This window comes from Pseudomonas sp. PVC-5-1 (genome assembly GCF_057444345.1).
The window spans coordinates 1,609,793-1,633,490 of the sequence record NZ_CM172024.1; the positions used below are offsets into that span (position 1 = coordinate 1,609,793).

At 62.9% G+C, this 23,698-nt stretch carries 22 protein-coding genes and 7 tRNA genes; 24 read left to right on the forward strand and 5 right to left on the reverse strand.

Features of this window, described 5'->3' with window-relative positions:
* Positions 1-14 precede the first annotated feature (14 nt).
* The 13 genes from fabG (at position 15) to AC2T3R_RS07410 (ending at position 11,187) form a co-directional block, all read left to right on the forward strand.
* On the forward strand, positions 15-755 hold the full coding sequence (fabG, locus tag AC2T3R_RS07350; protein ID WP_003247160.1) for a 3-oxoacyl-ACP reductase FabG: 741 nt from the start codon (positions 15-17) through the stop codon (positions 753-755).
* Positions 756-957: 202 nt separating this feature from the next.
* A complete protein-coding gene (acpP, locus tag AC2T3R_RS07355) occupies positions 958-1,194 on the forward strand; it encodes an acyl carrier protein (protein ID WP_016715141.1) in 237 nt (78 codons plus the stop codon).
* Positions 1,195-1,382: 188 nt separating this feature from the next.
* Entirely contained in the window at positions 1,383-2,627 is a 1,245-nt protein-coding gene (gene fabF, locus AC2T3R_RS07360) for a beta-ketoacyl-ACP synthase II (protein WP_015269411.1), read from the forward strand.
* Positions 2,627-3,442: an aminodeoxychorismate lyase gene (gene pabC, locus AC2T3R_RS07365; RefSeq protein ID WP_486744855.1), complete on the forward strand. Its 816-nt coding sequence runs from the start codon at positions 2,627-2,629 to the stop codon at positions 3,440-3,442. Before fabF ends, pabC begins: the two co-directional genes overlap by 1 nt.
* Positions 3,443-3,446: 4 nt before the next feature.
* A complete protein-coding gene (gene mltG, locus AC2T3R_RS07370) occupies positions 3,447-4,649 on the forward strand; it encodes an endolytic transglycosylase MltG (protein ID WP_015269413.1) in 1,203 nt (400 codons plus the stop codon).
* Between the two features lie 9 nt (positions 4,650-4,658).
* Complete coding sequence (gene tmk / locus AC2T3R_RS07375) at positions 4,659-5,291, forward strand: dTMP kinase (RefSeq protein WP_486744856.1); 633 nt, start codon at positions 4,659-4,661, stop codon at positions 5,289-5,291.
* Positions 5,284-6,270 (forward strand): DNA polymerase III subunit delta', encoded by a 987-nt coding sequence (locus AC2T3R_RS07380; protein ID WP_015269415.1) that lies wholly within the window; start codon positions 5,284-5,286, stop codon positions 6,268-6,270. Before tmk ends, AC2T3R_RS07380 begins: the two co-directional genes overlap by 8 nt.
* A 30-nt stretch (positions 6,271-6,300) precedes the next feature.
* Entirely contained in the window at positions 6,301-7,083 is a 783-nt protein-coding gene (locus AC2T3R_RS07385) for a TatD family hydrolase (protein WP_486744857.1), read from the forward strand.
* A gap of 412 nt (positions 7,084-7,495) precedes the next feature.
* Complete coding sequence (locus AC2T3R_RS07390; protein WP_003260720.1) at positions 7,496-8,131, forward strand: TetR/AcrR family transcriptional regulator; 636 nt, start codon at positions 7,496-7,498, stop codon at positions 8,129-8,131.
* Positions 8,132-8,340: 209 nt separating this feature from the next.
* Positions 8,341-9,309: a GTP 3',8-cyclase MoaA gene (locus AC2T3R_RS07395; RefSeq protein WP_015269416.1), complete on the forward strand. Its 969-nt coding sequence runs from the start codon at positions 8,341-8,343 to the stop codon at positions 9,307-9,309.
* Between the two features lie 66 nt (positions 9,310-9,375).
* Entirely contained in the window at positions 9,376-9,981 is a 606-nt protein-coding gene (locus AC2T3R_RS07400; RefSeq protein ID WP_013971585.1) for a DUF4823 domain-containing protein, read from the forward strand.
* Positions 9,982-9,991: 10 nt separating this feature from the next.
* Positions 9,992-10,552, forward strand: coding sequence for a DUF1285 domain-containing protein (locus tag AC2T3R_RS07405; protein WP_486744858.1), 561 nt, complete (start codon positions 9,992-9,994; stop codon positions 10,550-10,552).
* A 218-nt stretch (positions 10,553-10,770) separates the two neighbouring features.
* Entirely contained in the window at positions 10,771-11,187 is a 417-nt protein-coding gene (locus AC2T3R_RS07410; RefSeq protein ID WP_039615452.1) for a cupin domain-containing protein, read from the forward strand.
* Here the strand turns inward: AC2T3R_RS07410 and AC2T3R_RS07415 are convergent.
* The 3 genes from AC2T3R_RS07415 to AC2T3R_RS07425 all read right to left on the reverse strand — a co-directional run bounded on the left by AC2T3R_RS07415 (position 11,160) and on the right by AC2T3R_RS07425 (position 13,895).
* On the reverse strand, positions 11,160-12,446 hold the full coding sequence (locus tag AC2T3R_RS07415) for a cytidine/deoxycytidylate deaminase family protein (protein WP_486744859.1): 1,287 nt from the start codon (positions 12,444-12,446) through the stop codon (positions 11,160-11,162). The genes AC2T3R_RS07410 and AC2T3R_RS07415 overlap by 28 nt on opposite strands.
* A gap of 114 nt (positions 12,447-12,560) precedes the next feature.
* A tRNA-Asn gene (locus AC2T3R_RS07420) sits at positions 12,561-12,636 on the reverse strand.
* A gap of 62 nt (positions 12,637-12,698) precedes the next feature.
* The gene (locus AC2T3R_RS07425) at positions 12,699-13,895 is read right to left on the reverse strand and encodes an amino acid aminotransferase (protein ID WP_075044142.1); all 1,197 of its coding nucleotides are present in this window, start codon (positions 13,893-13,895) and stop codon (positions 12,699-12,701) included.
* A gap of 288 nt (positions 13,896-14,183) precedes the next feature.
* Between AC2T3R_RS07425 and uvrB the strand changes: the two genes are divergently transcribed.
* Positions 14,184-16,199, forward strand: coding sequence for an excinuclease ABC subunit UvrB (gene uvrB, locus AC2T3R_RS07430; protein ID WP_039615454.1), 2,016 nt, complete (start codon positions 14,184-14,186; stop codon positions 16,197-16,199).
* 127 nt (positions 16,200-16,326) lie between these two features.
* Here uvrB and AC2T3R_RS07435 read toward each other — a convergent pair whose 3' ends face one another.
* Together AC2T3R_RS07435 and AC2T3R_RS07440 are read right to left on the reverse strand one after the other, a co-directional pair.
* On the reverse strand, positions 16,327-17,877 hold the full coding sequence (locus tag AC2T3R_RS07435) for an MDR family MFS transporter (RefSeq protein ID WP_486744861.1): 1,551 nt from the start codon (positions 17,875-17,877) through the stop codon (positions 16,327-16,329).
* Complete coding sequence (locus tag AC2T3R_RS07440; RefSeq protein ID WP_486744862.1) at positions 17,867-18,922, reverse strand: HlyD family secretion protein; 1,056 nt, start codon at positions 18,920-18,922, stop codon at positions 17,867-17,869. Before AC2T3R_RS07440 ends, AC2T3R_RS07435 begins: the two co-directional genes overlap by 11 nt.
* Before the next feature lie 143 nt (positions 18,923-19,065).
* Between AC2T3R_RS07440 and gltX the strand changes: the two genes are divergently transcribed.
* From gltX to AC2T3R_RS07490, 10 genes are all read left to right on the forward strand, one after another.
* Positions 19,066-20,547, forward strand: coding sequence for a glutamate--tRNA ligase (gene gltX, locus AC2T3R_RS07445; RefSeq protein WP_025338230.1), 1,482 nt, complete (start codon positions 19,066-19,068; stop codon positions 20,545-20,547).
* A 245-nt stretch (positions 20,548-20,792) separates the two neighbouring features.
* Positions 20,793-20,868: transfer RNA gene (locus AC2T3R_RS07450), tRNA-Ala, on the forward strand.
* Positions 20,869-20,940: 72 nt separating this feature from the next.
* Positions 20,941-21,016: transfer RNA gene (locus tag AC2T3R_RS07455), tRNA-Glu, on the forward strand.
* Between the two features lie 53 nt (positions 21,017-21,069).
* A tRNA-Ala gene (locus AC2T3R_RS07460) sits at positions 21,070-21,145 on the forward strand.
* Between the two features lie 41 nt (positions 21,146-21,186).
* Positions 21,187-21,262 (forward strand) — tRNA-Glu (locus AC2T3R_RS07465).
* Between the two features lie 60 nt (positions 21,263-21,322).
* Positions 21,323-21,398, forward strand: a tRNA-Ala gene (locus AC2T3R_RS07470).
* Positions 21,399-21,440: 42 nt separating this feature from the next.
* Positions 21,441-21,516, forward strand: a tRNA-Glu gene (locus tag AC2T3R_RS07475).
* 173 nt (positions 21,517-21,689) lie between these two features.
* Positions 21,690-22,229, forward strand: coding sequence for a TetR/AcrR family transcriptional regulator (locus tag AC2T3R_RS07480; protein WP_013971594.1), 540 nt, complete (start codon positions 21,690-21,692; stop codon positions 22,227-22,229).
* Between the two features lie 15 nt (positions 22,230-22,244).
* The gene (locus AC2T3R_RS07485; RefSeq protein WP_003260276.1) at positions 22,245-23,078 is read left to right on the forward strand and encodes an alpha/beta fold hydrolase; all 834 of its coding nucleotides are present in this window, start codon (positions 22,245-22,247) and stop codon (positions 23,076-23,078) included.
* 185 nt (positions 23,079-23,263) lie between these two features.
* A complete protein-coding gene (locus AC2T3R_RS07490) occupies positions 23,264-23,698 on the forward strand; it encodes an acyl-CoA thioesterase (RefSeq protein WP_015269427.1) in 435 nt (144 codons plus the stop codon).

The window sequence follows — 23,698 nt, forward strand, 5'->3', positions numbered from 1 at the left end:
TTGGAGAAGCTTGCATGAGCCTGCAAGGTAAAGTTGCACTGGTCACCGGCGCCAGCCGTGGCATTGGCCAGGCCATCGCCCTCGAGCTGGGCCGCCAGGGCGCGACCGTGATCGGCACCGCCACTTCGGCCTCCGGCGCCGAGCGCATTGCTGCCACGCTGAAAGAACACGGCATCACCGGTACCGGCATGGAGCTGAACGTGACAAGCGCCGAATCGGTTGAAGCTGTGCTGGCCGCCATCGGCGAGCAATTCGGCGCACCGGCCATCCTGGTCAACAACGCCGGTATCACCCGTGACAACCTCATGCTGCGCATGAAGGACGACGAGTGGTTCGACGTGATCGATACCAACCTGAACAGCCTCTACCGTCTGTCCAAGGGCGTGCTGCGTGGCATGACCAAGGCACGTTGGGGCCGTATCATCAGCATCGGCTCGGTCGTCGGTGCCATGGGTAACGCCGGCCAGGCCAACTACGCGGCCGCCAAGGCCGGCCTGGAAGGCTTCAGCCGCGCCCTGGCGCGTGAAGTGGGCTCGCGTGGCATCACCGTCAACTCGGTGACCCCGGGCTTCATCGACACCGACATGACCCGCGAGCTGCCAGAAGCGCAGCGCGAAGCCCTGCAGACCCAGATCCCGCTGGGCCGCTTGGGCCAGGCCGACGAAATTGCCAAGGTTGTTTCGTTCCTGGCATCTGACGGCGCAGCCTACGTAACCGGCGCTACCGTGCCGGTCAACGGCGGGATGTACATGTAACACTGCAACTCAATGTGACGGATTTCGTAAAAAAAGAGTCATACTGCGAGCCTAAAATCCGTTATAAAGCTGCAACCAGATTCCAGGCAGCGGGTGTGGTGACTGGTGTGAAGGTGCGTTGAGCTTGAAAAGCGAACGTCTTTCTATAAAATTAGCCACCGGCCAGCTGCCTGACATATATCCATTAGGAGTAAACCTAGGTATGAGCAACATCGAAGAACGCGTCAAGAAAATCGTCGCCGAGCAACTGGGCGTCAAGGAAGAGGAAGTGACTCTCGAGAAGTCCTTCGTCGATGACCTGGGTGCCGATTCGCTTGACACCGTTGAGCTGGTGATGGCTCTGGAAGAGGAATTCGAGACCGAAATCCCTGACGAAGAAGCCGAGAAGATCACTACCGTTCAAGCTGCTGTAGACTACGTCAAAGCCCACCAGGCCTAAGACGCTGTAGTCGACGCTTCTTGTCGGGAAAAACCGCACTGCCTTTGCCGGCGTGCGGTTTTTTCTTTGCGAGCACCCTGCGTTTTGCAGATCGGGCTCGTTCACCGGGTACCAAGAGCTTGTTGCCATTTCATTCCATTGCTTGAATGCAATGGCAAGAAACTCTGTCATTAGAAAAGGAGAGTACTGTGTCGCGTAGACGCGTCGTGGTCACCGGTATGGGTATGCTGTCGCCACTGGGTACTGATGTACCGAGCACCTGGCAGGGCATTCTGGCTGGCCGCAGTGGCATCGGTCCGATCGAACACACGGACCTGTCTGCCTACTCCACCCGTTTTGGCGGCTCGGTGAAAGGCTTCGAGGTCGAGCAATACCTGTCGGCCAAAGAGGCCCGCAAGCTCGACCTGTTCATCCAGTACGGCCTGGCGGCCGGGTTCCAGGCAGTGCGTAATGCCGGCCTGGAAGTCACCGACGCCAACCGCCAGCGTATTGGCGTGGCCATGGGCTCGGGTATCGGCGGCCTGACCAACATCGAAGAAACCAGCCGCACCCTGCACGATTCGGGGCCGCGTCGCATTTCGCCGTTCTTCGTGCCTGGCTCGATCATCAACATGATCTCCGGCTTCCTGTCGATCCACCTGGGGCTGCAAGGGCCGAACTACGCCATCGCCACCGCGTGCACCACTGGTACCCACTGCATCGGCATGGCTGCGCGCAACATCGCCTACGGTGAAGCCGACGTGATGATCGCCGGCGGCGCCGAAATGGCTGCCTGCGGCCTGGGCATGGGCGGCTTCGGCGCCTCCCGCGCACTGTCCACTCGCAACGATGAGCCGACCCGGGCCAGCCGCCCGTGGGACAAGGGCCGTGACGGCTTCGTGCTGTCCGACGGTGCTGGTGCCCTGGTACTCGAAGAACTGGAGCATGCCAAGGCCCGCGGCGCGACCATCTATGCCGAACTGGTCGGGTTCGGCATGAGCGGTGACGCTTACCACATGACTTCGCCACCCGACACCGGTGAAGGCGCTGCCCGTTGCATGGCCAACGCCTTGCGCGATGCCGGCATCCAGCCGGAAGAGGTCAGCTACATCAACGCCCATGGCACCTCGACCCCTGCTGGCGACGTGGCCGAAGTGGCGGCGATCAAGCGCGTCTTCGGTGAGCATGCCTACAAGCTGGCGGTCAGCTCGACCAAGTCGATGACCGGCCACCTGCTGGGCGCCGCCGGTGCCGTAGAAGCGATCTTCAGCGTACTGGCAATCAACAGCCAGATGGCTCCGCCCACCATCAACCTGGACGAGCCGGACGAAGGCTGCGACCTCGACTTCGTGCCGCACCAGGCGCGCAGCATGCCGATCGATGTGGTGCTGTCCAACTCGTTCGGCTTTGGCGGTACCAACGGTTCGCTGGTATTCCGCCGGTTCGCCGGTTGATGCAAAGCTGGATCGATGGCCAGCCGGCGGCTGCAGTCAACCTGCAGAACCGCGGCCTGGCCTACGGCGATGGGCTATTCGAGACCATCGCCGTGCGCGACGGCCGGCCCAGCTTGCTGGACGGCCACCTCGCACGCCTGGCGCTGGGTTGCCAGCGCCTGGCGATCAGTACCGACCTGGCGCTGGTACGCGACGAACTCCTGCGCTATGCCAGCCAGCTCGGTGATGGCGTAGCCAAACTCATCCTTACTCGTGGTGACAGCCAGCGCGGTTACGCACCGGTTGCCGGTGCCGCGCCGCGGCGTATTCTGCAGGGCAGCCCGTTGCCCAGCTATCCTGTCGAAAATGCCGAGCAGGGCGTGCGACTGTTTCCGTGCCAGACCCGGCTTGGGGAACAACCGCTGCTGGCCGGCCTCAAACACCTCAACCGCCTGGAGCAGGTGCTGGCCCGTGCCGAATGGCAGGACAGCGAACATGCCGAAGGCCTGATGCGTGATGGGCAGGGCAGGGTGATCGAAGGTGTGTACAGCAATCTGTTCCTGGTGCGCGATGGCGTGCTGTTCACGGCTGACCTCAGCCGCTGTGGCGTCGCTGGCGTGATGCGGGGCGCGTTGCTGGAACAGGCAGCGCTGCAGGGCATCCCGGTGCAGGTCTGCGATCTGCCGTTCGGCGCTCTGGAGCAGGCAGATGAAGTATTTGTCTGCAACAGCGTCTACGGTGTCTGGCCCGTGCGAGGCGTTGCCGAGCTAAACTGGTCGCCGGGCCCGCTCACCCGTAAACTGCAGGCCGTTGCCCGTACGTTACTGGAAACCTGAATTCGTGAGACGTAAATTCCTGCTGCTGCTGGAAATGGGCTTGATCCTCGCCGGCCTTGCCGTGGGCTGGTCGGCCTGGAAGGTCAACTCGGTCCTGGAGCAGCCTCTGCACGTGACGCAGGAGCGCCTGCTGGACGTGCCCAATGGCACCACCCCCAACCGCATGTTCTATCGCATGCAGAACGAAGGGTTGCTCGACGACGCCGTCTGGTTGCGCCTGTACTGGCGTTTCAACATGGCCGGCACCCCTCTGCACACCGGTGAGTATCGCCTGACCCCCGGCATGACCGTGGAGCAGCTGTTCGATGCCTGGCGTCGGGCCGACGTGGTGCAGTACAACCTCACCCTGGTCGAAGGCTGGACCTTCCGCCAGGTGCGCGCGGCCGTGGCCAAGCATGAAAAGATCAAGCACACCCTGGACGGGCTGTCCGATTCGGAAGTGATGGACAAGCTCGGCCATACCGGGGTGTTCCCTGAAGGGCGCTTCTTCCCGGACACCTATCGCTTCGTGCGCGGCATGACCGACGTCGAGTTGCTGCAGCAGGCCTATATGCGCCTGGACGAAGTGTTGGCCAAGGAGTGGGCCGAGCGCACCACCGACCTGCCATACCGCGACCCGTACCAGGCGCTGATCATGGCTTCGCTGGTGGAGAAGGAAACCGGCATTCCCCAGGAGCGCGGGCAGATCGCCGGCGTTTTCGTGCGGCGCCTGCGCCTGGGCATGATGCTGCAGACCGACCCTACGGTGATCTACGGCATGGGTGAGCGCTACAACGGCAAGATCACCCGCGCCGACCTGCGCGAGCCGACGCCCTACAACACCTACACCATCACCGGCCTGCCGCCGACCCCGATCGCCATGGTCGGTCGCGAAGCGATTCACGCGGCGCTCAACCCGTCCGATGGCACCAGCCTGTACTTCGTCGCCCGTGGCGATGGCAGCCATGTGTTTTCCGACGACCTCGACGACCACAACTCGGCGGTGCGCGAGTTCCAGCTCAAGCGCCGTGCGGACTACCGCTCCAGCCCCGCGCCGCAATCGCAGCCAGAGCAACAGACGCAACCAGGTGCCGACGAGGCCGAACAACCCGAAGCCCCTGCCGACGAGTCTACCGTGCAGCCAGCGCCCGACCAGCCGCCTGTGCAGGACGCCCCAGCCGGCGGCGCGCAAGCGGCCGAACGGCCGATGTCTGACGAACAACATTAAGGACTGCCTGTGAGCGGCTTGTTTATTACTTTGGAAGGCCCCGAAGGCGCGGGCAAGAGCACCAACCGCGACTACCTGGCTGCGCGCCTGTGCGAGCAGGGCCTGGACGTAGTGCTGACCCGTGAGCCCGGCGGCACGCCGCTGGCCGAAAAGGTGCGCGAGCTGCTGTTGGCGCCCAGCGATGAAAGCATGGCGGTCGACACCGAACTGTTGCTGGTGTTCGCTGCGCGGGCCCAGCACCTGGCGCAGGTGATCCGGCCGGCGCTGGCCCGCGGGGCCGTAGTCTTGTGTGACAGGTTTACCGATGCGACATACGCCTACCAGGGCGGCGGGCGTGGTTTGCCAGTCGAGCGGATCGCCACCCTGGAGCAATTCGTCCAGGGCGACCTGCGCCCGGACCTGACTCTGGTCTTCGATCTGCCGGTCGAAGTGGGCCTGGCCCGCGCCGCCGCCCGCGGCCGCCTGGACCGTTTCGAGCAGGAAGGCCAGGCGTTCTTCGAAGCAGTGCGCCAGGCCTACCTGCAGCGCGCCGGCCGCGAACCACAGCGCTATACCCTGCTTGATGCCGCCCAGCCCCTGGAGGCCGTGCAGCGCTCCATCGATGCGTTGCTACCAGGCATCGTGGAGCGTTGCCGTGGCTGAGGCCTACCCCTGGCAGCAGGCCCTCTGGCAGCAACTGGCCGGCCGCAGCCAGCACGCTCACGCCTACCTGCTGCATGGGCCGCAGGGTATCGGCAAGCGGGCCTTGGCCGAGCGCCTGATGGCCCGCCTGCTGTGCCAGCAGCCCCAGGGCCTGGAGGCCTGTGGCGCGTGCAAGTCCTGTCTGCTGCTCAAGGCCGGCAGCCACCCGGACAACTTCGTACTCGAGCCCGAAGAAGCTGACAAGCCTATCAAGGTAGATCAGGTACGCGAGCTGGTGGCCTTCGTGGTGCAGACCGCGCAGCTGGGTGGGCGCAAGGTGGTACTGATCGAGCCAGTGGAGGCGATGAACGTCAACGCCTCCAACGCCCTGCTCAAGAGCCTCGAAGAGCCCTCCGGTGATACCGTGTTGCTGCTGGTCACCCACCAGCCCAGCCGCCTGTTGCCGACCATCAAGAGCCGTTGCCAGCAGGTCGCCTGCCCGCAGCCCAGCCTGGCCCAGAGCCAAGCCTGGCTGGCCGGCGCGCTGCCCGACAGTGATGAGACCGAGCGCGACGAGTTGCTGACCCTGGCTGCCGGTTCGCCGCTGATGGCGGTCAGCTTGCAGGCGCAAGGCGTGCGAGAGCAGCGTGCACTGGTCACCGACGGGGTGAAGAAGCTGCTCAAGCAGCAGCAGTCGCCCAGCCAGCTGGCCGATGCCTGGAACGGTGTACCGCTGTTGCTGCTGTTCGACTGGTTCTGCGATTGGGCGCACTTGATCCTGCGCTACCAATTGACCCAGGACGAGGAGGGGCTAGGCTTGGCCGATATGCGCAAGGTGGTGCAGTACCTGGCGCAGAAGAGCCGCCAGGCCAAGGTGCTGGAGGTGCAGGCATGGATCCTGGAACAGCGCCAGAAGGTGCTGGGCAAGGCCAACCTCAACCGCGCCCTGCTGCTTGAATCGCTGCTGGCCCACTGGCTGCAGTTGCCGGGCGCCCGCTGATTTTCATTTTTTCATGTGTGTCGTTATCCCATGCTCGTAGATTCCCATTGCCACCTTGACCGTCTTGACCTGAGCGCCCACCAGGGCTCCCTCGATGCTGCCCTGCAGGCGGCGCGTGAGCGCGGGGTCGGGCATTTCCTGTGTATTGGCGTCAGTGCCGAGAATGCTGGTGCGGTGAAGGCGCTGAGCGAGCGTTACGTCGATGTCGATTGCTCGGTGGGCGTGCACCCGCTGGACCTGGCGCCGGGCGAAACGCCGGCGCTGGAATGGCTGCTGCGCGAGCTGGCTCACCCGCATGTGGTGGCGATTGGTGAAACCGGGCTGGATTACCACTACGAGCCGGAAGCAGCCGAGTTGCAGCGAGCCTCGTTCCGCCTGCACCTGGAGGCCTCGCGGCAGACCGGCAAACCGGTGATCGTGCATACCCGTGCGGCGCGTGCCGATACCCTGGCGCTGCTGCGCGAGGCCAACCTGCCGCAGGCCGGCGTACTGCACTGCTTCACCGAAGACTGGGACATGGCCAAGGCGGCGCTGGACCTGGGGTATTACATTTCGTTGTCTGGCATCGTTACCTTCCGCAATGCCGATGCCCTGCGTGAAGTGGCGCGGCAGGTGCCGGTCGATCGTTTGCTGGTGGAAACGGATTCGCCGTACCTGGCGCCGATTCCGTATCGCGGCAAGCCGAATCTGCCGCAGTATGTGCGTGAGGTGGCCGAGTACGTGGCTTCGTTGCGCGGGGCCAGTTATGAGCAGTTGGCCGAACAGACCACTGCCAACTTCAAGCGCTTGTTCCCGTTGGCGCGGGTGGCCTGACTCGAAGGGTTGGCGGGCGCCTGGTGTTCCTCATGCAATCCCCACCAACCCCAAACCTGAACCCCCGGCTTCATTTCCCCTCGAAACACCCAAAAAAAACCCGGGTTCTGGGGGGGGAATCCGGGTTAAGACCATTAGGAGTAAAACAAAGGTACGCGGTCCCTGAGCACCTTTATCGGCGCGCCACTTGGGGGGGGATGCGCCGCGCCAACACTTCAAGTATTAGTCAGCTTTGGCGCAGTGCCAGTGCATATTGATCGATTTTTAAACAAATTTGGAATACGCCCACGTTTCATTCCTCCCGCAGCGCATGGCCATAAGCATCGTGAAACACAGACATGCTTGGATGATCCGTGCAATTTCTTGCAAGTTAGGCATAATAAACCGCTTCGATTGTCATCCAGTCCTTCCTATGCAGAAAGAACCTCGTAAGGTCCGTGAGTTTCGCCGTCGCGAACAGGAAATCCTCGACACCGCGCTCAAGCTTTTTCTCGAACAGGGAGAAGACAGCGTCACCGTCGAGATGATCGCCGACGCCGTGGGCATCGGCAAAGGCACGATCTACAAGCACTTCAAGTCCAAGGCGGAGATCTACCTGCGCCTGATGCTCGACTACGAGCGCGACCTGAACGCGCTGTTGCATTCGGCCGACGTCGATCGCGACAAGGAAGCCCTGTCGCGAGCCTACTTCGAGTTCCGCATGCGCGATCCGCAGCGTTACCGGCTGTTCGACCGCCTGGAAGAAAAGGTGGTCAAGGGCAACCAGGTACCGGAAATGGTCGAACAGCTGCACAGCATACGTGCCTCCAACTTCGACCGCCTGACCCAGCTGATCAAGGGCCGTATCAGCGAAGGCAAGCTCGAAGACGTGCCGCCGTATTTCCACTATTGCGCCGCCTGGGCGCTGGTGCACGGCGCCGTGGCGCTTTACCACTCGCCGTTCTGGAGCAATGTGCTGGAGGACCAGGAAGGCTTCTTCCAGTTCCTGATGGACATTGGCGTGCGCATGGGCAACAAGCGCAAGCGCGACCCGGAACCTTCGAACTGAAGCATCCGCGTTCAGGTAATACGCAGTACCTGTAGGAGCAGCCTTGTGCTGCGAAAGGGCCGGTACAGCCAGCACACATCTGCATGGCTGTACCGGCCCTTTCGCAGCACAAGGCTGCTCCTACCTATTTCGGCGATGTGCAGGGCTTGCAAAAACCTGATTTATGAGTCAGGTTTTGCCAGCCCCCATCATCCATGCCGGAGTCATTCATGATCGTCGATCGTCAAGGCAGGCGTTTTCGCAACCTGCGCGTCAGCCTGACGGCTGCCTGTAACTATGCCTGCACCTACTGCGTGCCAGACGGCAAGCGCCTGGTGGCAGCACAGGACGAACTGTCGGCGGAGGCACTGGCTCGTGGCGTGGCCTACCTGATCGAAGCCGCCGGCATCGAACGCTTGCGCATCACCGGCGGTGAGCCATTGGTCAGTCCGCGCCTGGATGCTTTCCTGGCCGCCGTGGCCAAGCTCGACCTTGACGATATCTCGATGACTACCAATGGCCAGTTGCTGGCGCGCAAGTTGCCCCAGTTGCAGGCGGCAGGTATCCGCCGATTGAACGTTTCCCTCGACACCCTCGACCCTCAGGCGTTCCGCCGTATTGCCCGGGGCGGCGACCTGGCCAGCGTGCTGGCGGGGATGGAGCGGGCCAGCGCCATGGGCATGCAGATCAAGGTGAACATGGTGCCGATGCGCGGGCACAACCTCGATCAGGTGCTGCCGCTGCTGGATTATTGCCTTGAGCGCGGCTTCGAACTGCGCTTCATCGAGCTCATGCGCATGGGCCACCTGGCGCGTGACCAAAACGTCTTTCTGCAGCAGTTCGTCGGCCTTGACCAACTGCTCGCACTGATTGCTGGCAAGCATGCCTACGTTCAGGTCGATGCTCCGCTGGACGCCACTGCCTTGCGTTATCAGGTGCCCGGCAGAGGCCACTTCGGCGTGATCGCCAACGAAAGCGTACCGTTCTGCCGCACCTGCTCGCGGCTGCGCCTGTCTTCCACGGGCTGGCTGCATGGCTGCCTGTCGTCGGGCAATCGCCATTTCGTCGGCGACCTTCTGGAAAAACCGCGCCATCAGGCGCTGCCGGCGCTGCAGCGCTTGCTGGTCAAGGCCTTGGCAGACAAGCAGGACCTGGCGTTCTCCGGCGATGTGATGGTGATGAAGGTGATTGGCGGCTGAAGCTGGCGCAAAAGCTGCATCCGCCAGCTATTCGCCGGTTTTTCGTCGCCGGCCACTGGAGGAAAGATGCGTAGCCTGGTTTTGCTGCTGGCGCTGATGGCGTTGGGCGGTTGCATGAATGTCAGCGATATGGGCGAGGGCGTCCGTTACCACATGAGCGATGCCGGTCTGCTGGACCACAGCGATACCCGTCGCACCCTGTCGATCCGCCTGCAGCCCGATTCGTTCATCTTCATCGGCCAGGGCGCGTTCGTGCCTCCGGGCAAGGGACCGGTGCCGCGGCAGAACGCGGTGGCCGAGCAGGCTTACAAGAGCTTCGTCGAATATTTCCCGCTGGTACGTCGCGCCCAAGGGCCACTGGGCCTGGAAGAGGCCATTGCCCAGGCGCGTTCGGTGGGTGCCGACTACGTGCTGTACACCCGCTTCGCGCGCACCGACGACCGTATCGGCAATGGCGACGAGTGGTATGACGAACAAGCGGTCGACCGCCTGGGCTGGGACACCGGCGTGGTGCAGATGATGCTCATCGAAACCAGCACCCGCTACCTGATCGACACTGCACGTATCAAGAGCCGTGGCGGTTTGTTGACGTTCCACGATAAAACCCCGGAGGATTTGCTAGGCGCGCCGATGCGCGAGTACGCTCGTAGCCTTCTGGGTGTGAGTGAATGAGGCAAGCGTGATGAGCGATTCCGGCAAGGCCAATGATCTTCTGGCGCAGATTCCCAAGGCCAAGGGCCTGCCGCCGGTACATCTGTGGAACCCGGACTTCTGCGGCGACATCGACATGCGCATCGCCCGTGATGGCACCTGGTATTACCTGGGAACGCCGATCGGTCGCAAGCCGATGGTGCGGCTGTTTTCCTCCATCATCCGCCGCGATGGCGATGACTACTTCCTGATTACCCCGGTAGAGAAGGTGGGCATCCGCGTCGACGATGCGCCGTTCGTGGCTGTGGCGTTGGATGTGGAAGGTGAGGGTGAGCAGCAGGTGCTGCGCTTCACCAGCAATGTCGAGGACCAGGTCGAAGCCGGGCCGGCCAACCCGCTGCGCGTGGTGATCGACCCGGTCACGCAGGAGCCATCGCCGTATGTGCTGATGCGCAACAACCTCGAGGCGCTGATTCATCGCAATGTGTTCTACCAGTTGGTAGAGCTGGCGGTGCCGCGTGAGATCGACGGGGAAGAGTGGCTTGGGGTCTGGAGCCACGGTGAGTTTTATCCGATCGGGCGTAGCAGCTGAGATATCTGGTGCCTGCACCGGCCTTTTCGCGGGATCGCCCGATCCCACAGGGTTTTCTGGAGGCTTCAGGGACTGCGCCGTACCTGTGGGAGCGGGCTTGCCCGCGAAGAGGACGGCACAGGCAATGATCGGCCTCTTGGTTTTTCCCCGAATTGGTCATTTGTCTCTCTGCCCCACAGGCCTAACCTGCAGGCAATTGCCATCCAGGAGAAGCCCCCATGAAACCCTTTAGCATCATCCTTCTCGCCCTGTTCGCCGCTCAAACCCCTGCCTGGGCGCACGGCGACGCTGCCGACCAGGTCAAGGTCCTGCAGCAGCAACAACCCTCGAACGCCCCCGGCAAGAGCGCCGTGATGCTCACCGTCAGCTACGCCCCCGGCCAGGCATCACCTGCGCATCAGCACCCGGGCGCAGTGATGGCCTACGTGCTGGAAGGGGCAGTGGTATCGAAGCTCGATAACGAGCCGGAGAAAACCTACAAGGCCGGTGAATACTGGTACGAAGCCCCGGGTACCGTGCACAGCGTGTCGCGCAACGCCAGTCAGAAGCAGTCAGCCAAGTTGCTGGTCTGGAGCCTGGTGGATGAAGGCAGTGCGGTCACATTGCCCTATCCGGCAGCAGGCTCGGAGCGCTGAGCCTGCCCCAGCCGGGTTGTAACTTCCTGCATCAGGTTCGGGTCCAGTACCTGGCAAGGCGCGACCTGCACGTTGCTCGTGTAGAACGGCGGCAGATTTTGCGCCAGTCGAGCAACATCCTTGGCAGTGCAGCCTGTTGGCAGCAACACATATTGCAGGCTTGAGGGGAAGGACGGCGCGGTGTGCCGTTCCATGGTGGAGCCATACGCTCCAAGGGTCATGACCGCCTCGCTGTCGGCCGGGTCCGGAAAACGGAGCAGGACGAATGTGCAGTAACGGGGGTGGGTCAGATGCTGTTGTGCTTCCTCACGGACCTGTGGATCGTCATGGTTCATCAGGTTCCAGCGCAACGCGGCGTAGCTGCGAGTGGTCTCCATGAATGCAGTGCGAATGGGAGAGCGCGTTTCGTCACCGCCCAGGCAAGCCAGCAGATTGCCGAATGGGTCCAGCAAGGCTACGGCATTGCATGTATCTGCCGCGAGAGCTGTGTCGACCAACGGCTCGGCAAGTTCGATGCCGGGCAGGCGAGGGTCTGCACTTTTGCTGCGCAGGCTCCATGGGCTCAAGCCCGCCAGGGCCTGGCGTACCAGGCTTCGGCTGGGTAGGGCGATCGGGTCTTTCAGGGCAGATGGCGGCAGGCCGGCGTTGCTGCTTTCGTCGTGCACGTGGTTCACGCTGGCCTCGAACAACGAACGGGTAAGGCACATCGTTGCGGCGTCGATGCGTTCGCCAGCGTAGACCGGCCCTTGCGCCGGCCCGACATAGTCGCGATCAAAAGGGCTGCCGACAGCATAGTAGCCCCACGTGGCTTGCGCGCGCAGACGAAGTGCGGCCGGCAGGCCGGGGAATTCGAAACGGCCGTCATGATTGACGCCGGCAAAGGTGTCGAGCGCACTTACGGCAACATTGAAGCCGGCAGTCAGCAAGGCGCCTGCGCACATGGCGCAGGGGTCGAGCGTGGTGATGACGGTCAGTTCATGCGTGGGGGGGAGGGCAAGGCGCTGCTGGTTGTCGAAATACCAGTCGACCAGCCGGCGCTCACCATGCCCCGTTGGGTCGCGGAGCCTGAATGCGGGTTGCGCCTGGCTGGCAGAGGGCTCCAGCACGCGGTTGTGCAGGGCGACCAGTACCTTGCCAGTGGCATTTTCAATGATGCAGCCACCCACGGCGAACGTTGCTTGTCGGCTTGCCAGGAGGGCCTGGTTGGCGGCGATTGCTACCGCTTGCTGAGCGTTCTGGGTGAAATCGTTGGCTTTCATGCTTGCCTGTGCTCGTCGAGGGATCTCGGACGATACAGCAGCCGTGCGCTGGCATGAGGGGATAAGTGCAACAAAAAACCTCCAGTGCTTGCGCATCTGGAGGTTTTCAATGTTTGGCTCCGCGACCTGGACTCGAACCAGGGACCCAATGATTAACAGTCATTTGCTCTACCGACTGAGCTATCGCGGAATCTGTGCGTATCTTACTGATTGCCCAGGGGAAGTCAAGCCACCCCTAGGCAAAACAATGAGTTACAGCACCTGCACGATAGCTTTGGTCACTACGTGGATGTTGCTCTGGTTCAGCGCGGCCACGGCGATGCGGCCGGTGTCCAGCGCATAGATGCCGAACTCGTTCTTCAGGCGGGCGACCTGTTCGACGGTCAGGCCCGAGTACGAGAACATGCCAACCTGGCGGCCAACGAAGCTGAAGTCGCGGTTGGCGCCATATTCGGCCAGCAGCGAAACCATCTGCTTGCGCATGCCGTGGATGCGCTCGCGCATTTCGGCCAGCTCGGTTTCCCACATCTGGCGCAGTTCGGCGCTGTTCAGCACGGTGGCAACGATGGTTGCACCGTGGGTCGGCGGGTTGGAGTAGGTGGTGCGGATCACGCGCTTGACCTGCGACAGCACGCGGGTGCTCTCGTCCTTGGAGGCGGTGACGATCGACAGCGCACCGACGCGCTCGCCGTACAGCGAGAACGACTTGGAGAACGAGCTGGACACGAAGAACTCCAGGCCCGACTCGGCGAACAGGCGCACGGCGAAGGCGTCTTCGGCGATGCCGTCACCGAAGCCCTGGTAGGCCATGTCGAGGAACGGCACGTGGCCCTTGGCCTTGACCACTTCCAGGACGTTCTTCCAGTCGTCCAGGCTCAGGTCGACGCCAGTCGGGTTGTGGCAGCAGGCGTGCAGCACCACGATCGAGCCGGACGGCAGGTTGTTCAGGTCTTCGAGCATGCCGGCGCGGTTGACGTCGTTGGTCGGCGCGTCGTAGTAGCGGTAGTTCTGCACCGGGAAGCCGGCCGATTCGAACAGCGCACGGTGGTTTTCCCAGCTCGGGTCGCTGATGGCAACCACGGCGTTCGGCGACACACGCTTGAGGAAGTCGGCGCCAATCTTCAGTGCGCCGGTACCGCCGACGGCCTGCACGGTAACCACGCGGCCGGCGGCCAGCAGTGGCGACTCGGCGCCGAACAGCAGCTTTTGTACAGCCTGGTCGTAGGTGGCGATACCGTCGATCGGCAGGTAGCCGCGCGAGGCGTGCTGGGCGGCACGCTGGGTCTCGGCTTCGATCACGGCGCGCAGCAGCGGAATGCGGCCTTCCTCATTGCAGTACACGCCCACGCCCAGGTTGACCTTGTCGGTACGTGGGTCGGCGTTGAATGCTTCGTTGAGGCCCAGAATAGGGTCGCGGGGTGCCAGCTCGACAGCGGAAAACAGGCTCATTGTTACCTTGGCTCTGATTGGAGTGTGATAGGACGTACACGCTCCAGCCCGAATGCACTGAAGCGGTGCACAAACGGGGAGTCAGTATAGTGATACCGACCGGTCACCGCGACAGTCCGGCATCGCTTTTCAGGTCATTTGCGCAAATATTTTTCGACCATTGGTCTAATTGCCGGGTCCACCGCAACAAGCGCTCACAGCTGTGCCTTGAAAGCGCCCCCCGGCGGGCGCATTTGGGTATAGACTACTGGCTAAATTTACAGTTGCTGCAACACCGCGAGGTCCGTCATGTCCGAGTTCCAGCTCGTCACCCGTTTCCAGCCGGCCGGCGACCAGCCCGAGGCCATCCGCCAGATGGTCGAAGGTATCGAGGCGGGGCTGTCGCACCAGACGCTGCTCGGGGTGACTGGCTCGGGCAAGACCTTCAGCATCGCCAACGTCATTCAGCAGGTGCAGCGGCCTACCCTGGTGCTTGCGCCGAACAAGACCCTGGCCGCGCAGCTTTATGGCGAATTCAAGGCGTTCTTCCCCAACAATGCGGTGGAGTACTTCGTTTCCTACTACGACTACTACCAGCCTGAAGCCTACGTACCGTCGTCCGACACCTTCATCGAGAAGGACGCTTCGATCAACGACCACATCGAGCAGATGCGCCTGTCGGCGACCAAGGCGCTGCTGGAGCGGCGTGACGCGATCATCGTCACCACCGTGTCGTGCATCTACGGCCTTGGCAGCCCCGAGACCTACCTGAAAATGGTCCTGCACGTGGACCGCGGCGACAAGCTCGACCAGCGCGCGCTGCTGCGCCGCCTGGCCGACCTGCAATACACCCGCAACGAGATGGACTTCGCCCGCGCCACCTTCCGCGTGCGCGGCGATGTTATCGACATCTTCCCGGCCGAATCGGACCTCGAGGCCATCCGCATCGAACTGTTCGATGACGAGGTGGAGAACATCGCCGCCTTCGACCCGCTGACCGGCGAGGTCTTCCGCAAGCTGCCGCGTTTCACCTTCTACCCCAAGAGCCACTACGTCACCCCGCGGGAAACCCTGCTGGAGGCGGTGGAGGGCATCAAGGAAGAGCTCAAGGACCGCCTGGAATACCTGCAGAAGGCCAACAAGCTGGTCGAGGCCCAGCGCCTGGAGCAACGCACCCGCTTCGATCTGGAGATGATCCTGGAGCTGGGCTACTGCAACGGCATCGAGAACTACTCGCGCTACCTGTCCGGGCGCCCGGCCGGGGCGCCGCCGCCCACCCTGTACGACTACCTGCCGCCCGATGCGCTGCTGGTGATCGACGAATCCCACGTCAGCGTTCCGCAGGTCGGCGCCATGTACAAGGGCGACCGCTCGCGCAAGGAAACCCTGGTCGAGTACGGCTTCCGCCTGCCTTCGGCGCTGGACAACCGGCCGATGCGTTTCGACGAGTGGGAGGACGTCAGCCCGCAGACCATCTTCGTATCCGCCACCCCGGGCCCCTATGAGGCCGAGCACGCCGGGCGCGTGGTAGAGCAGGTGGTGCGCCCCACCGGCCTGGTCGACCCACAGGTGGAAGTACGCCCGGCGCTTACCCAGGTGGATGACCTGCTGTCGGAAATCCGCAAGCGCGTGGCACAGGGCGAGCGGGTGCTGGCCACCACGCTGACCAAGCGCATGGCCGAAGACCTCACCGACTACCTGGCCGACCACGACGTGCGGGTGCGTTACCTGCACTCGGACATCGACACCGTCGAGCGGGTGGAGATCATCCGCGACCTGCGCCTGGGTACCTTCGACGTGCTGGTGGGCATCAACCTGCTGCGTGAGGGCCTGGACATGCCCGAGGTGTCGCTGGTGGCGATCCTCGATGCCGACAAGGAAGGTTTCCTGCGCTCCGAGCGCTCACTGATCCAGACCATCGGCCGTGCTGCGCGTAACCTCAATGGCCGGGCCATCCTGTATGCCGACAACATCACCGGTTCCATGCAGCGCGCCATCGACGAAACCGAGCGTCGTCGCGAGAAGCAGATCGCATTCAACCTGGCCAATGGCATCGTGCCCAAAGGTGTGGTCAAGGACATCACCGATATCATGGAAGGCGCCACCGTGCCCGGCGCGCGCAGCAAGAAGCGCAAGGGCATGGCCAAGGCAGCGGAGGAGAGCGCCCGTTACGAGGCCGAGCTGCGCACGCCGGGCGAGATCACCAAGCGCATCAAGCAACTGGAAGAGAAGATGATGCAGTTCGCCCGCGATCTGGAGTTCGAGGCCGCGGCGCAATTGCGCGACGAGATTGCCCAGCTGCGCGAGCGGTTGATTACCAGCTGAAGCCTTGCGCGGGCCTTGTGGGAGCGGGCGTGCCCGCGAAGAATTCAACGCGGTGGCTGGCACCGGCTGCGCCGGTGTTCGCGGGCACGCCCGCTCCCACAGGGACCGCATACAGTCTGAAATAGCCTCAATGTGCTTCTCCCGCTTTCAGCCCCTCTGGCAACTTCCGCGTCAACAACACCGCCACCATGCTCACCGCTAACCCAATCCCCACAAAGTGGAACGCATCGTTATAGGCCATGATCAACGCCTGCTGGTGAGTGATCTCGCTCAACTTGCCCAGCGCCGCATTGTCATTGCCCAGCCGCTCTGCCAGTTGCGCCAACCGTTCCGCCACCTGCGGGTTGCTCGGCACCACCGCCTCCCTCAGGTAATCGAAATACACCTTGGTCCGTGCATCCAGCAGGGTGGCCAGCAGCGCAATGCCGATCGCACCGCCCAGGTTACGCAGGATATTGAACAGGCTCGACGCCGACCCCGCATCCTGCGGCTGTATATACGCCGTGGCGATCAGCGAAATGGTCACCATGATCATGGGCTGGCCGATGGCACGGATGATCTGGATATGGTTGAACTGCGGCCCTGCAAAATCCGGGTTGAGCACCCCCGAGCCGAAACTGGCGGCGCCGAACAGGCAGAACCCCAGGGCACACAACACCTTGGGCGACACCACTTTCATCAGTTGCGGCACCAACGGGATCAGGAACAGCTGCGGGATACCCATCCACATGATCACCTCGCCGATCTGCAAGGCGTTGTAGTCCTGCACCTGCGCCAGGTACAGCGGCAGCAGGTAGATCGACCCGTACAAGCCCACCCCCATGCCAAGGCTGGCGATGCTCGAAAGGCCGAAATTGCGGTTGCCGAGGATGCGCAGGTTGATCAGCGGGTGTGGCTTGGAAAACTGCAGGATGACGAAGGTGATCAGGCTGACCAGGGCGATGCTGCCCAGGCCGACGATCAGCTGCGATTCCAGCCAGTCCTTGCGGTGGCCTTCCTCCAGGAACACCTGCAGGCAACCAAGCCCCAGGCCCAGGGTGACGATGCCGGCGTAATCGGTGCTTTTCAGCAGTTCCCAGTGCGCGTCCTTTTTTTCCAGCCCGTACAGCAGGCCGGCGATCATCACAAGGCCCGGTGGGATATTGATGTAGAAAATGTACTCCCAGCCCCAGTTCTCGGTCAGCCAGCCGCCCAAGGTGGGGCCGATGGAGGGGGCGAAGGTGGCGGTCATGGCGAACATGGCCATGCCCTTGGCGCGGTGGTGTTCGGGCAGCTTGATCAGGGTCAGGGTGAAGGCCAGCGGGATCAGCGCACCGCCGGTAAAACCTTGCAGGGCGCGGAACAGGATCATGCTCTCCAGGTTCCAGGCCATCGAACATAACAGTGACGACAACAGGAAGCCGCTGGACACCCACACGGCCAGGCGCCGCGCCGACAGCAGCTGCACCAGCCAGGCGGTGAGCGGGATCATGATGATTTCCGCGACCAGGTAAGAGGTGGAAATCCACGAGCCTTCCTCCAGCGTCGCCGACAGTGCGCCCTGGATGTCCTTGAGCGACGAGTTGGTGATCTGGATGTCCAGCACCGCCATGAAGGCGCCGAGCATCACGCTCATTACCGCGATCCAGTCCCGCCTGGTCGGCTCCGCGGTTGGCCTGAGCAGCTGGTCACCGGCCATTGTGACCTTCGTCTTCGCTGCGCAGGTCGACGGTGGCGGTCACCGACATGCCAGGGCGGATGCGCCCGTGCAGCGGGTTGTCAGCGCGGAAGGTCAGCTTGACCGGAATACGCTGCACCACCTTGGTGAAGTTGCCGGTGGCGTTGTCGGGCGGCAGCAGGCTGAACTGCGCGCCGGAGGCGGCGAAAAGGCTGTCGACCCGGCCTTCTATCGGTGTGTCGGGGTAGCTGTCGAACAGCAGCTCGGCACGCTGGCCGGGCTGCATGCGGCCGATCTGGGTCTCCTTGAAATTGGCCTGCACCCAGATGTCTTCATCCGGCACGATCGACAGCAGGTAGGCACCGGCCTGTACCACCTGGCCATTGCGCGCGTTGCGCTGGCCGATGCTGCCGCTGATCGGTGCGCGGATTTCACAGCGGGTCAGGTTCAGTTCGGCTTGTGCCAGGTCGGCGCGGGCGTTGGCGATCTGCGCGTCGAGGCGCTTGAGTTCGGCGGTCAATGCGTTGACTTGCTGGCGCTGGCTTTGCAGGTCGGCACGGGCCTTGTCGACCTGCGAGCCGGCGACATGGCTGTCCGCGGACAGGGTGGTGACCCGTTCTTCCGATACGAAACCTGGTTTGCGCAGCTTCTCGGCACGGCTCAGGTCCAGGCGCGAGCGGTCAAATGTAGCCTGGTTGGCCGCCACCTGGGCCTGGCCGGCGGCGATCAGGCTGGCTTGCTGGGTCAGGCGGCTTTGCGCCTGCACCTGCTCGGCTTCGCGGGTGGCCAGGGCGGCGCGGGCGCGTTGCACGGCCAGTTCGAAGTCGGCGGACTCCAGGCGCACCAGCAGGTCGCCTTTTTTGACGTGCTGGTTGTCCTCGACCCGCACCTCGTCGATGCGTGCGCCCAACTGGCTGGAAATGCGGGTGATCTCGCCCTGTACGTAGGCGTTGTCGGTGCTTTCGTAGAAGCGGCCCTTGAAGTACCAGTGGCCCAGGAAGGCGAGGGAGATGACGGCCACCAAGGTGAAGAAGACCAGCAGGCGGCGTTTGAGTTGGGCAGGCATGAGGACTATCGTTCCAGAAATGTAAATAAATTTAACAGCGGCACATGGCCGGTCGACAAGTGACGTTCGCGCCATTGCTGGAGCCAGGTGCCTGCCTCCTGCTAACATCCCGCCTTTGTTTCATCTTTCGTTCGAGACTCTCCATGACCACCGTACGCACGCGTATCGCGCCATCGCCTACCGGCGACCCCCATGTCGGCACTGCCTACATCGCCCTGTTCAACTACTGCTTTGCCAAGCAGCACGGCGGTGAGTTCATCCTGCGCATCGAAGACACCGACCAGCTGCGCTCCACGCGCGAGTCGGAGCAGCAGATCTTCGATGCCCTGCGCTGGCTCGGCATCGAATGGAACGAAGGTCCGGACGTCGGCGGCCCGCACGGCCCTTACCGGCAGAGCGAGCGTGGCGAAATCTACGCCAGGTACGCCAAGGAGCTGGTTGACGCCGGCCATGCCTTCTACTGCTTCTGCACCGCCGAAGAGCTGGAGCAGATGCGCGCAGAACAGCAAGCCCGTGGCGAAACCCCGCGCTACGACGGCCGCGCGCTGCTGCTGAGCGCCGAGGAAGTGCAGCGCCGCCTGGACGCTGGCGAGCCGCACGTGATCCGCATGAAAGTGCCGAGCGAAGGCGTGTGCGTGGTACCAGACATGCTGCGTGGCGATGTCGAGATCCCGTGGGACCGCATGGACATGCAGGTGCTGATGAAGAACGACGGCCTGCCGACGTACTTCCTGGCCAACGTGGTCGACGACCATCTGATGGGCATCACCCACGTGCTGCGCGGCGAAGAGTGGCTGCCATCGGCACCCAAGCTGATCAAGCTGTACGAATACTTCGGCTGGGAACAGCCCAAGCTGTGCTACATGCCGCTGCTGCGTAACCCGGACAAGTCCAAGCTGTCCAAGCGCAAGAACCCGACCTCGGTGACTTTCTACGAGCGCATGGGCTTCATGCCCGAGGCGATGCTCAACTACCTGGGCCGCATGGGCTGGTCGATGCCGGACGAGCGCGAGAAGTTCTCGCTGGCCGAGATGGTCGAGCACTTCGACCTGTCGCGTATCTCGCTGGGCGGCCCGATCTTCGACATCGAGAAGCTGTCCTGGCTGAACGGCCAGTGGCTGCGCGAACTGCCGGTCGAGGAGTTCGCCGCGCGCCTGCAGAAGTGGGCGTTCAACAGCGACTACATGATGAAGATCGCCCCACACGTGCAAGGCCGGGTGGAAACCTTCAGCCAGGTTGCCCCGCTGGGCGGGTTCTTCTTCGAAGGCGCGCTGAAGCTGGACGCCAAGCTGTTCGAAAGCAAGAAGCTGTCGGCCGACCAGGTACGCCAGGTGATCCAGCTGATCCTGTGGAAGCTCGAAAGCCTGCGTCAGTGGGAAAAAGAGCGCATCACCGGTTGCATCCAGGCGGTGGTCGAGGCGCTGGAGCTGAAGCTGCGTGATGCCATGCCGCTGATGTTTGCCGCCATTACCGGCCAGGCCAGCTCGGTTTCGGTGCTGGACGCGATGGAAATCCTTGGCCCGGACCTGACCCGCTACCGCCTGCGCCAGGCCCTGGACCTGCTGGGTGGTGTGTCGAAGAAAGAAAACAAAGAGTGGGAAAAGCTGCTGGCCTCCATCGCCTGACAGTGGTCCCGAGGCCATAAGCCGAACTTGTGGGAGCGGGTAAACCCGCTCCCGCGGGGCTCAGTGTTCAGTTTTGGCAAGGGGAGGGCGGTAAGTGATTGTTATCTGTGAAAAATTTTTTGAATATTTTGAAAAATTCGTTTGACAGCCCTGCAATCCGATCTTAATATGCGCCCCGTCCACAGCGATGAACGAAAACGAAACGCCAGGCACCCAGCCAGCGCTTCGGTTCAAAGCGACATTGTGGGGCTATAGCTCAGCTGGGAGAGCGCCTGCATGGCATGCAGGAGGTCAGCGGTTCGATCCCGCTTAGCTCCACCAAATTCCGCCTGGCAGCCAAGGCTGTCGGGCAAGACCGGGTCCAGCAACCGGGTCTTGAAGGTAAGAAGGTTCGTCCCCTTCGTCTAGTGGCCTAGGACACCGCCCTTTCACGGCGGTAACAGGGGTTCGAGTCCCCTAGGGGACGCCAGTTTTGCACAAGCGATGTTTCAGGATGTCGCTGGGCCGAGAGGCTAGAAATCCGGGGCTATAGCTCAGCTGGGAGAGCGCCTGCATGGCATGCAGGAGGTCAGCGGTTCGATCCCGCTTAGCTCCACCAATTTGCCGCGGTTCGCGAAAGCGGATCGGCACGAAGGTTACGTCCCCTTCGTCTAGTGGCCTAGGACACCGCCCTTTCACGGCGGTAACAGGGGTTCGAGTCCCCTAGGGGACGCCACTTTTCCTGCGTTTTGCAGGGCTTTAAAGGCTCGTCGATTACTGATGAGCCTTTTGTTTCGGGGCTATAGCTCAGCTGGGAGAGCGCCTGCATGGCATGCAGGAGGTCAGCGGTTCGATCCCGCTTAGCTCCACCATTTCTGCCGCGGTTCGCGTAAGCGGATCGGCACGAAGGTTACGTCCCCTTCGTCTAGTGGCCTAGGACACCGCCCTTTCACGGCGGTAACAGGGGTTCGAGTCCCCTAGGGGACGCCACGTTTACCCGCGTTTTGCGGGACTTTGAAGGCTCATTCGATTATTGAATGGGCCTTTTGTTTTTCTCCCCTAATCAAAATTTCGCGACCGACAGGCGGCTGCAGATTCTGCTTGCCAAAAAATATTATGCGAATAATATTTCGATCATCATATTTTTGTTGGCGAGTGGCCTGATGAGCGACAAGAAGAGCAGAACCCGCGAGCGCATTCTCGAGGCGGCGCGAAGTGCGCTGATCCAGCACGGCCCGGCCGAGCCCAGCGTCAGCCAGGTCATGGGTGCGGCAGGCCTGACCGTCGGTGGTTTCTACGCCCACTTCGACAGCAAGGACGAGTTGATGCTCGAAGCGTTCCGCCAGTTGCTGGGCGAGCGCCGCGCCTTGCTCGCGCAGATCGACCCCAGCCTCGATGGCGCCGGGCGGCGGGCGCTGGCCAGTGCGTTCTATCTTTCGCGCAAGCACCGTGATGCCGAAGTGCATGCCTGCCCGCTGCCCAATTCGCTGGGCGAGATGCAGCGCCTGCCAGAGGCCTTCCGCGAGGTTCTGGCCGAGCACATCGAGTTGATGGCTGCCGCCATGGTCGACCGCCCCGAGGACGCCGACAAGGCATTGGCCGACCTGGCCCTGATGGTTGGTGGCCTGGCGCTTGCCCGTGCCCTGGGCACCAGCGAATTGTCCGATCGTATTCTGCGCGCCGCCAAATCGGCGGTGCTTTGAGCCTGGAGCATGGCGATGACTACCCTGAGCTGGATTCGTGGTGTCAATGGCACCTTGGGCCGCCTGGCCCCCGAGCATGTCGCGGGCAAGATGCGCCGTGCCTTCATGACCCCTCGCAACCTGCCGCCACGGGATTGGGAGTTGCCCGTGCTGGCCAGCGCCGAGCGCATCACTTTGCGCTTCGGCTTGTCGGCCTTGCGCTGGGGCAAGGGGCCGACCGTGCTGATGATGCACGGCTGGGAGGGGCGCCCGACCCAGTTTGCCGCGTTGATCGAAACCTTGGTCCAGGCGGGGCACACGGTGGTGTCGCTGGAGGGGCCGGGGCATGGCCGTTCGCCTGGCGAACAGGCAAATGTGGTGTTGTTTGCCCGAGCGCTGCTGGAAGCTGCCGCCGAGCTGCCGCCGCTGCGCGCGGTTATTGGCCATTCCATGGGCGGCGCCAGCGTATTGCTGGCCTTGCAGATGGGGCTGCGTACCGAGGCAGCGGTAAGCATCGCTGCCCCGGCGCGGCTATTGGGCGTACTGCGTGGCTTTGCCCATCGTCTGGGTCTGCCGGCGCGGGCGCGGGCTGCATTCATTCGCCAGGTGGAGCGGGATGTGGGCATGCAGATTGCGCGGCTGGATGTGACGGGTTACCAGTTGGAGTTGCCCGGGCTGGTGGTGCATGCCGCCGATGATGCCTTGGTCGCAGCTGATGAGGCCCGGGTTATCCACAAGGCCTGGTTCGATAGCCGCCTGATGCTGCTGGAGGCGGGTGGCCACCAGCGCGTGCTGTCCGATCCGCGCCTGAGTGAAGCGGTGCTGGAGCTGCTGGCCCGGGCTGGCGCACCAGCGCGGCAAAGTGCCTGATGATGTTGCCTGTACTGGCCTCATCGCCGGCAAGCCAGCTCCCACAGGTACAGCGCAAGCCTTTGAACCAGCGCAGACCCTGTGGGAGCTGGCTTGCCGGCGATGAGGCCGGTAAAACCTCCACAAGGGCTGGACTTTTTTCTGCAGGTCCCTGCTAAATCCACTTTTGCTCCAAGGAAGCGAACATGAGCTGGGACTTGGCAACACCCTTCGTCATCGACCTGCGCGTCGGTAGCGAGGATATCGACGGCCTTGGCCACGCCAACAACGCGGTCTACGTCACCTGGCTGGAGCGCTGCGCCTGGCGCCATTCCCAGCGCCTGGGCCTGGACCTGGCCGAATATCGCCGGCTGGACCGGGCCATGGCGGTGGTGCGCCACGAAATCGACTACCTGGCCGCTGCCTACGAGGATGACGAGTTGCAACTGGCCACCTGGATCATCGACTGGGACCAGCGCCTGCGCATGACCCGGCGCTTCCAGCTCAAGCGCCCGCGCGACGGCGTGACTTTGCTGCGCGCCCAGACCACCTTTGCCTGCATCGAGCTGTCCAGCGGCAAGCCCAAGCGCATGCCGGCGGAGTTCCTCGACGGTTACGGCCCGGCGCTGATCGGCGCCTGA

Coding starts and splice junctions, on each gene's coding strand:
- fabG (WP_003247160.1), top strand. CDS start 15: ATGAGCCTGCAAGGTAAAGTTGCACTGGTCACCGGCGCCAGCCGTGGC.
- acpP (WP_016715141.1), top strand. CDS start 958: ATGAGCAACATCGAAGAACGCGTCAAGAAAATCGTCGCCGAGCAACTG.
- pabC (WP_486744855.1), top strand. CDS start 2,627: ATGCAAAGCTGGATCGATGGCCAGCCGGCGGCTGCAGTCAACCTGCAG.
- AC2T3R_RS07385 (WP_486744857.1), top strand. CDS start 6,301: ATGCTCGTAGATTCCCATTGCCACCTTGACCGTCTTGACCTGAGCGCC.
- AC2T3R_RS07390 (WP_003260720.1), top strand. CDS start 7,496: ATGCAGAAAGAACCTCGTAAGGTCCGTGAGTTTCGCCGTCGCGAACAG.
- AC2T3R_RS07395 (WP_015269416.1), top strand. CDS start 8,341: ATGATCGTCGATCGTCAAGGCAGGCGTTTTCGCAACCTGCGCGTCAGC.
- AC2T3R_RS07400 (WP_013971585.1), top strand. CDS start 9,376: ATGCGTAGCCTGGTTTTGCTGCTGGCGCTGATGGCGTTGGGCGGTTGC.
- AC2T3R_RS07405 (WP_486744858.1), top strand. CDS start 9,992: ATGAGCGATTCCGGCAAGGCCAATGATCTTCTGGCGCAGATTCCCAAG.
- AC2T3R_RS07410 (WP_039615452.1), top strand. CDS start 10,771: ATGAAACCCTTTAGCATCATCCTTCTCGCCCTGTTCGCCGCTCAAACC.
- AC2T3R_RS07415 (WP_486744859.1), bottom strand. CDS start 12,446: ATGAAAGCCAACGATTTCACCCAGAACGCTCAGCAAGCGGTAGCAATC.
- AC2T3R_RS07425 (WP_075044142.1), bottom strand. CDS start 13,895: ATGAGCCTGTTTTCCGCTGTCGAGCTGGCACCCCGCGACCCTATTCTG.
- uvrB (WP_039615454.1), top strand. CDS start 14,184: ATGTCCGAGTTCCAGCTCGTCACCCGTTTCCAGCCGGCCGGCGACCAG.
- AC2T3R_RS07435 (WP_486744861.1), bottom strand. CDS start 17,877: ATGGCCGGTGACCAGCTGCTCAGGCCAACCGCGGAGCCGACCAGGCGG.
- AC2T3R_RS07440 (WP_486744862.1), bottom strand. CDS start 18,922: ATGCCTGCCCAACTCAAACGCCGCCTGCTGGTCTTCTTCACCTTGGTG.
- gltX (WP_025338230.1), top strand. CDS start 19,066: ATGACCACCGTACGCACGCGTATCGCGCCATCGCCTACCGGCGACCCC.
- AC2T3R_RS07480 (WP_013971594.1), top strand. CDS start 21,690: ATGAGCGACAAGAAGAGCAGAACCCGCGAGCGCATTCTCGAGGCGGCG.
- AC2T3R_RS07485 (WP_003260276.1), top strand. CDS start 22,245: ATGACTACCCTGAGCTGGATTCGTGGTGTCAATGGCACCTTGGGCCGC.
- AC2T3R_RS07490 (WP_015269427.1), top strand. CDS start 23,264: ATGAGCTGGGACTTGGCAACACCCTTCGTCATCGACCTGCGCGTCGGT.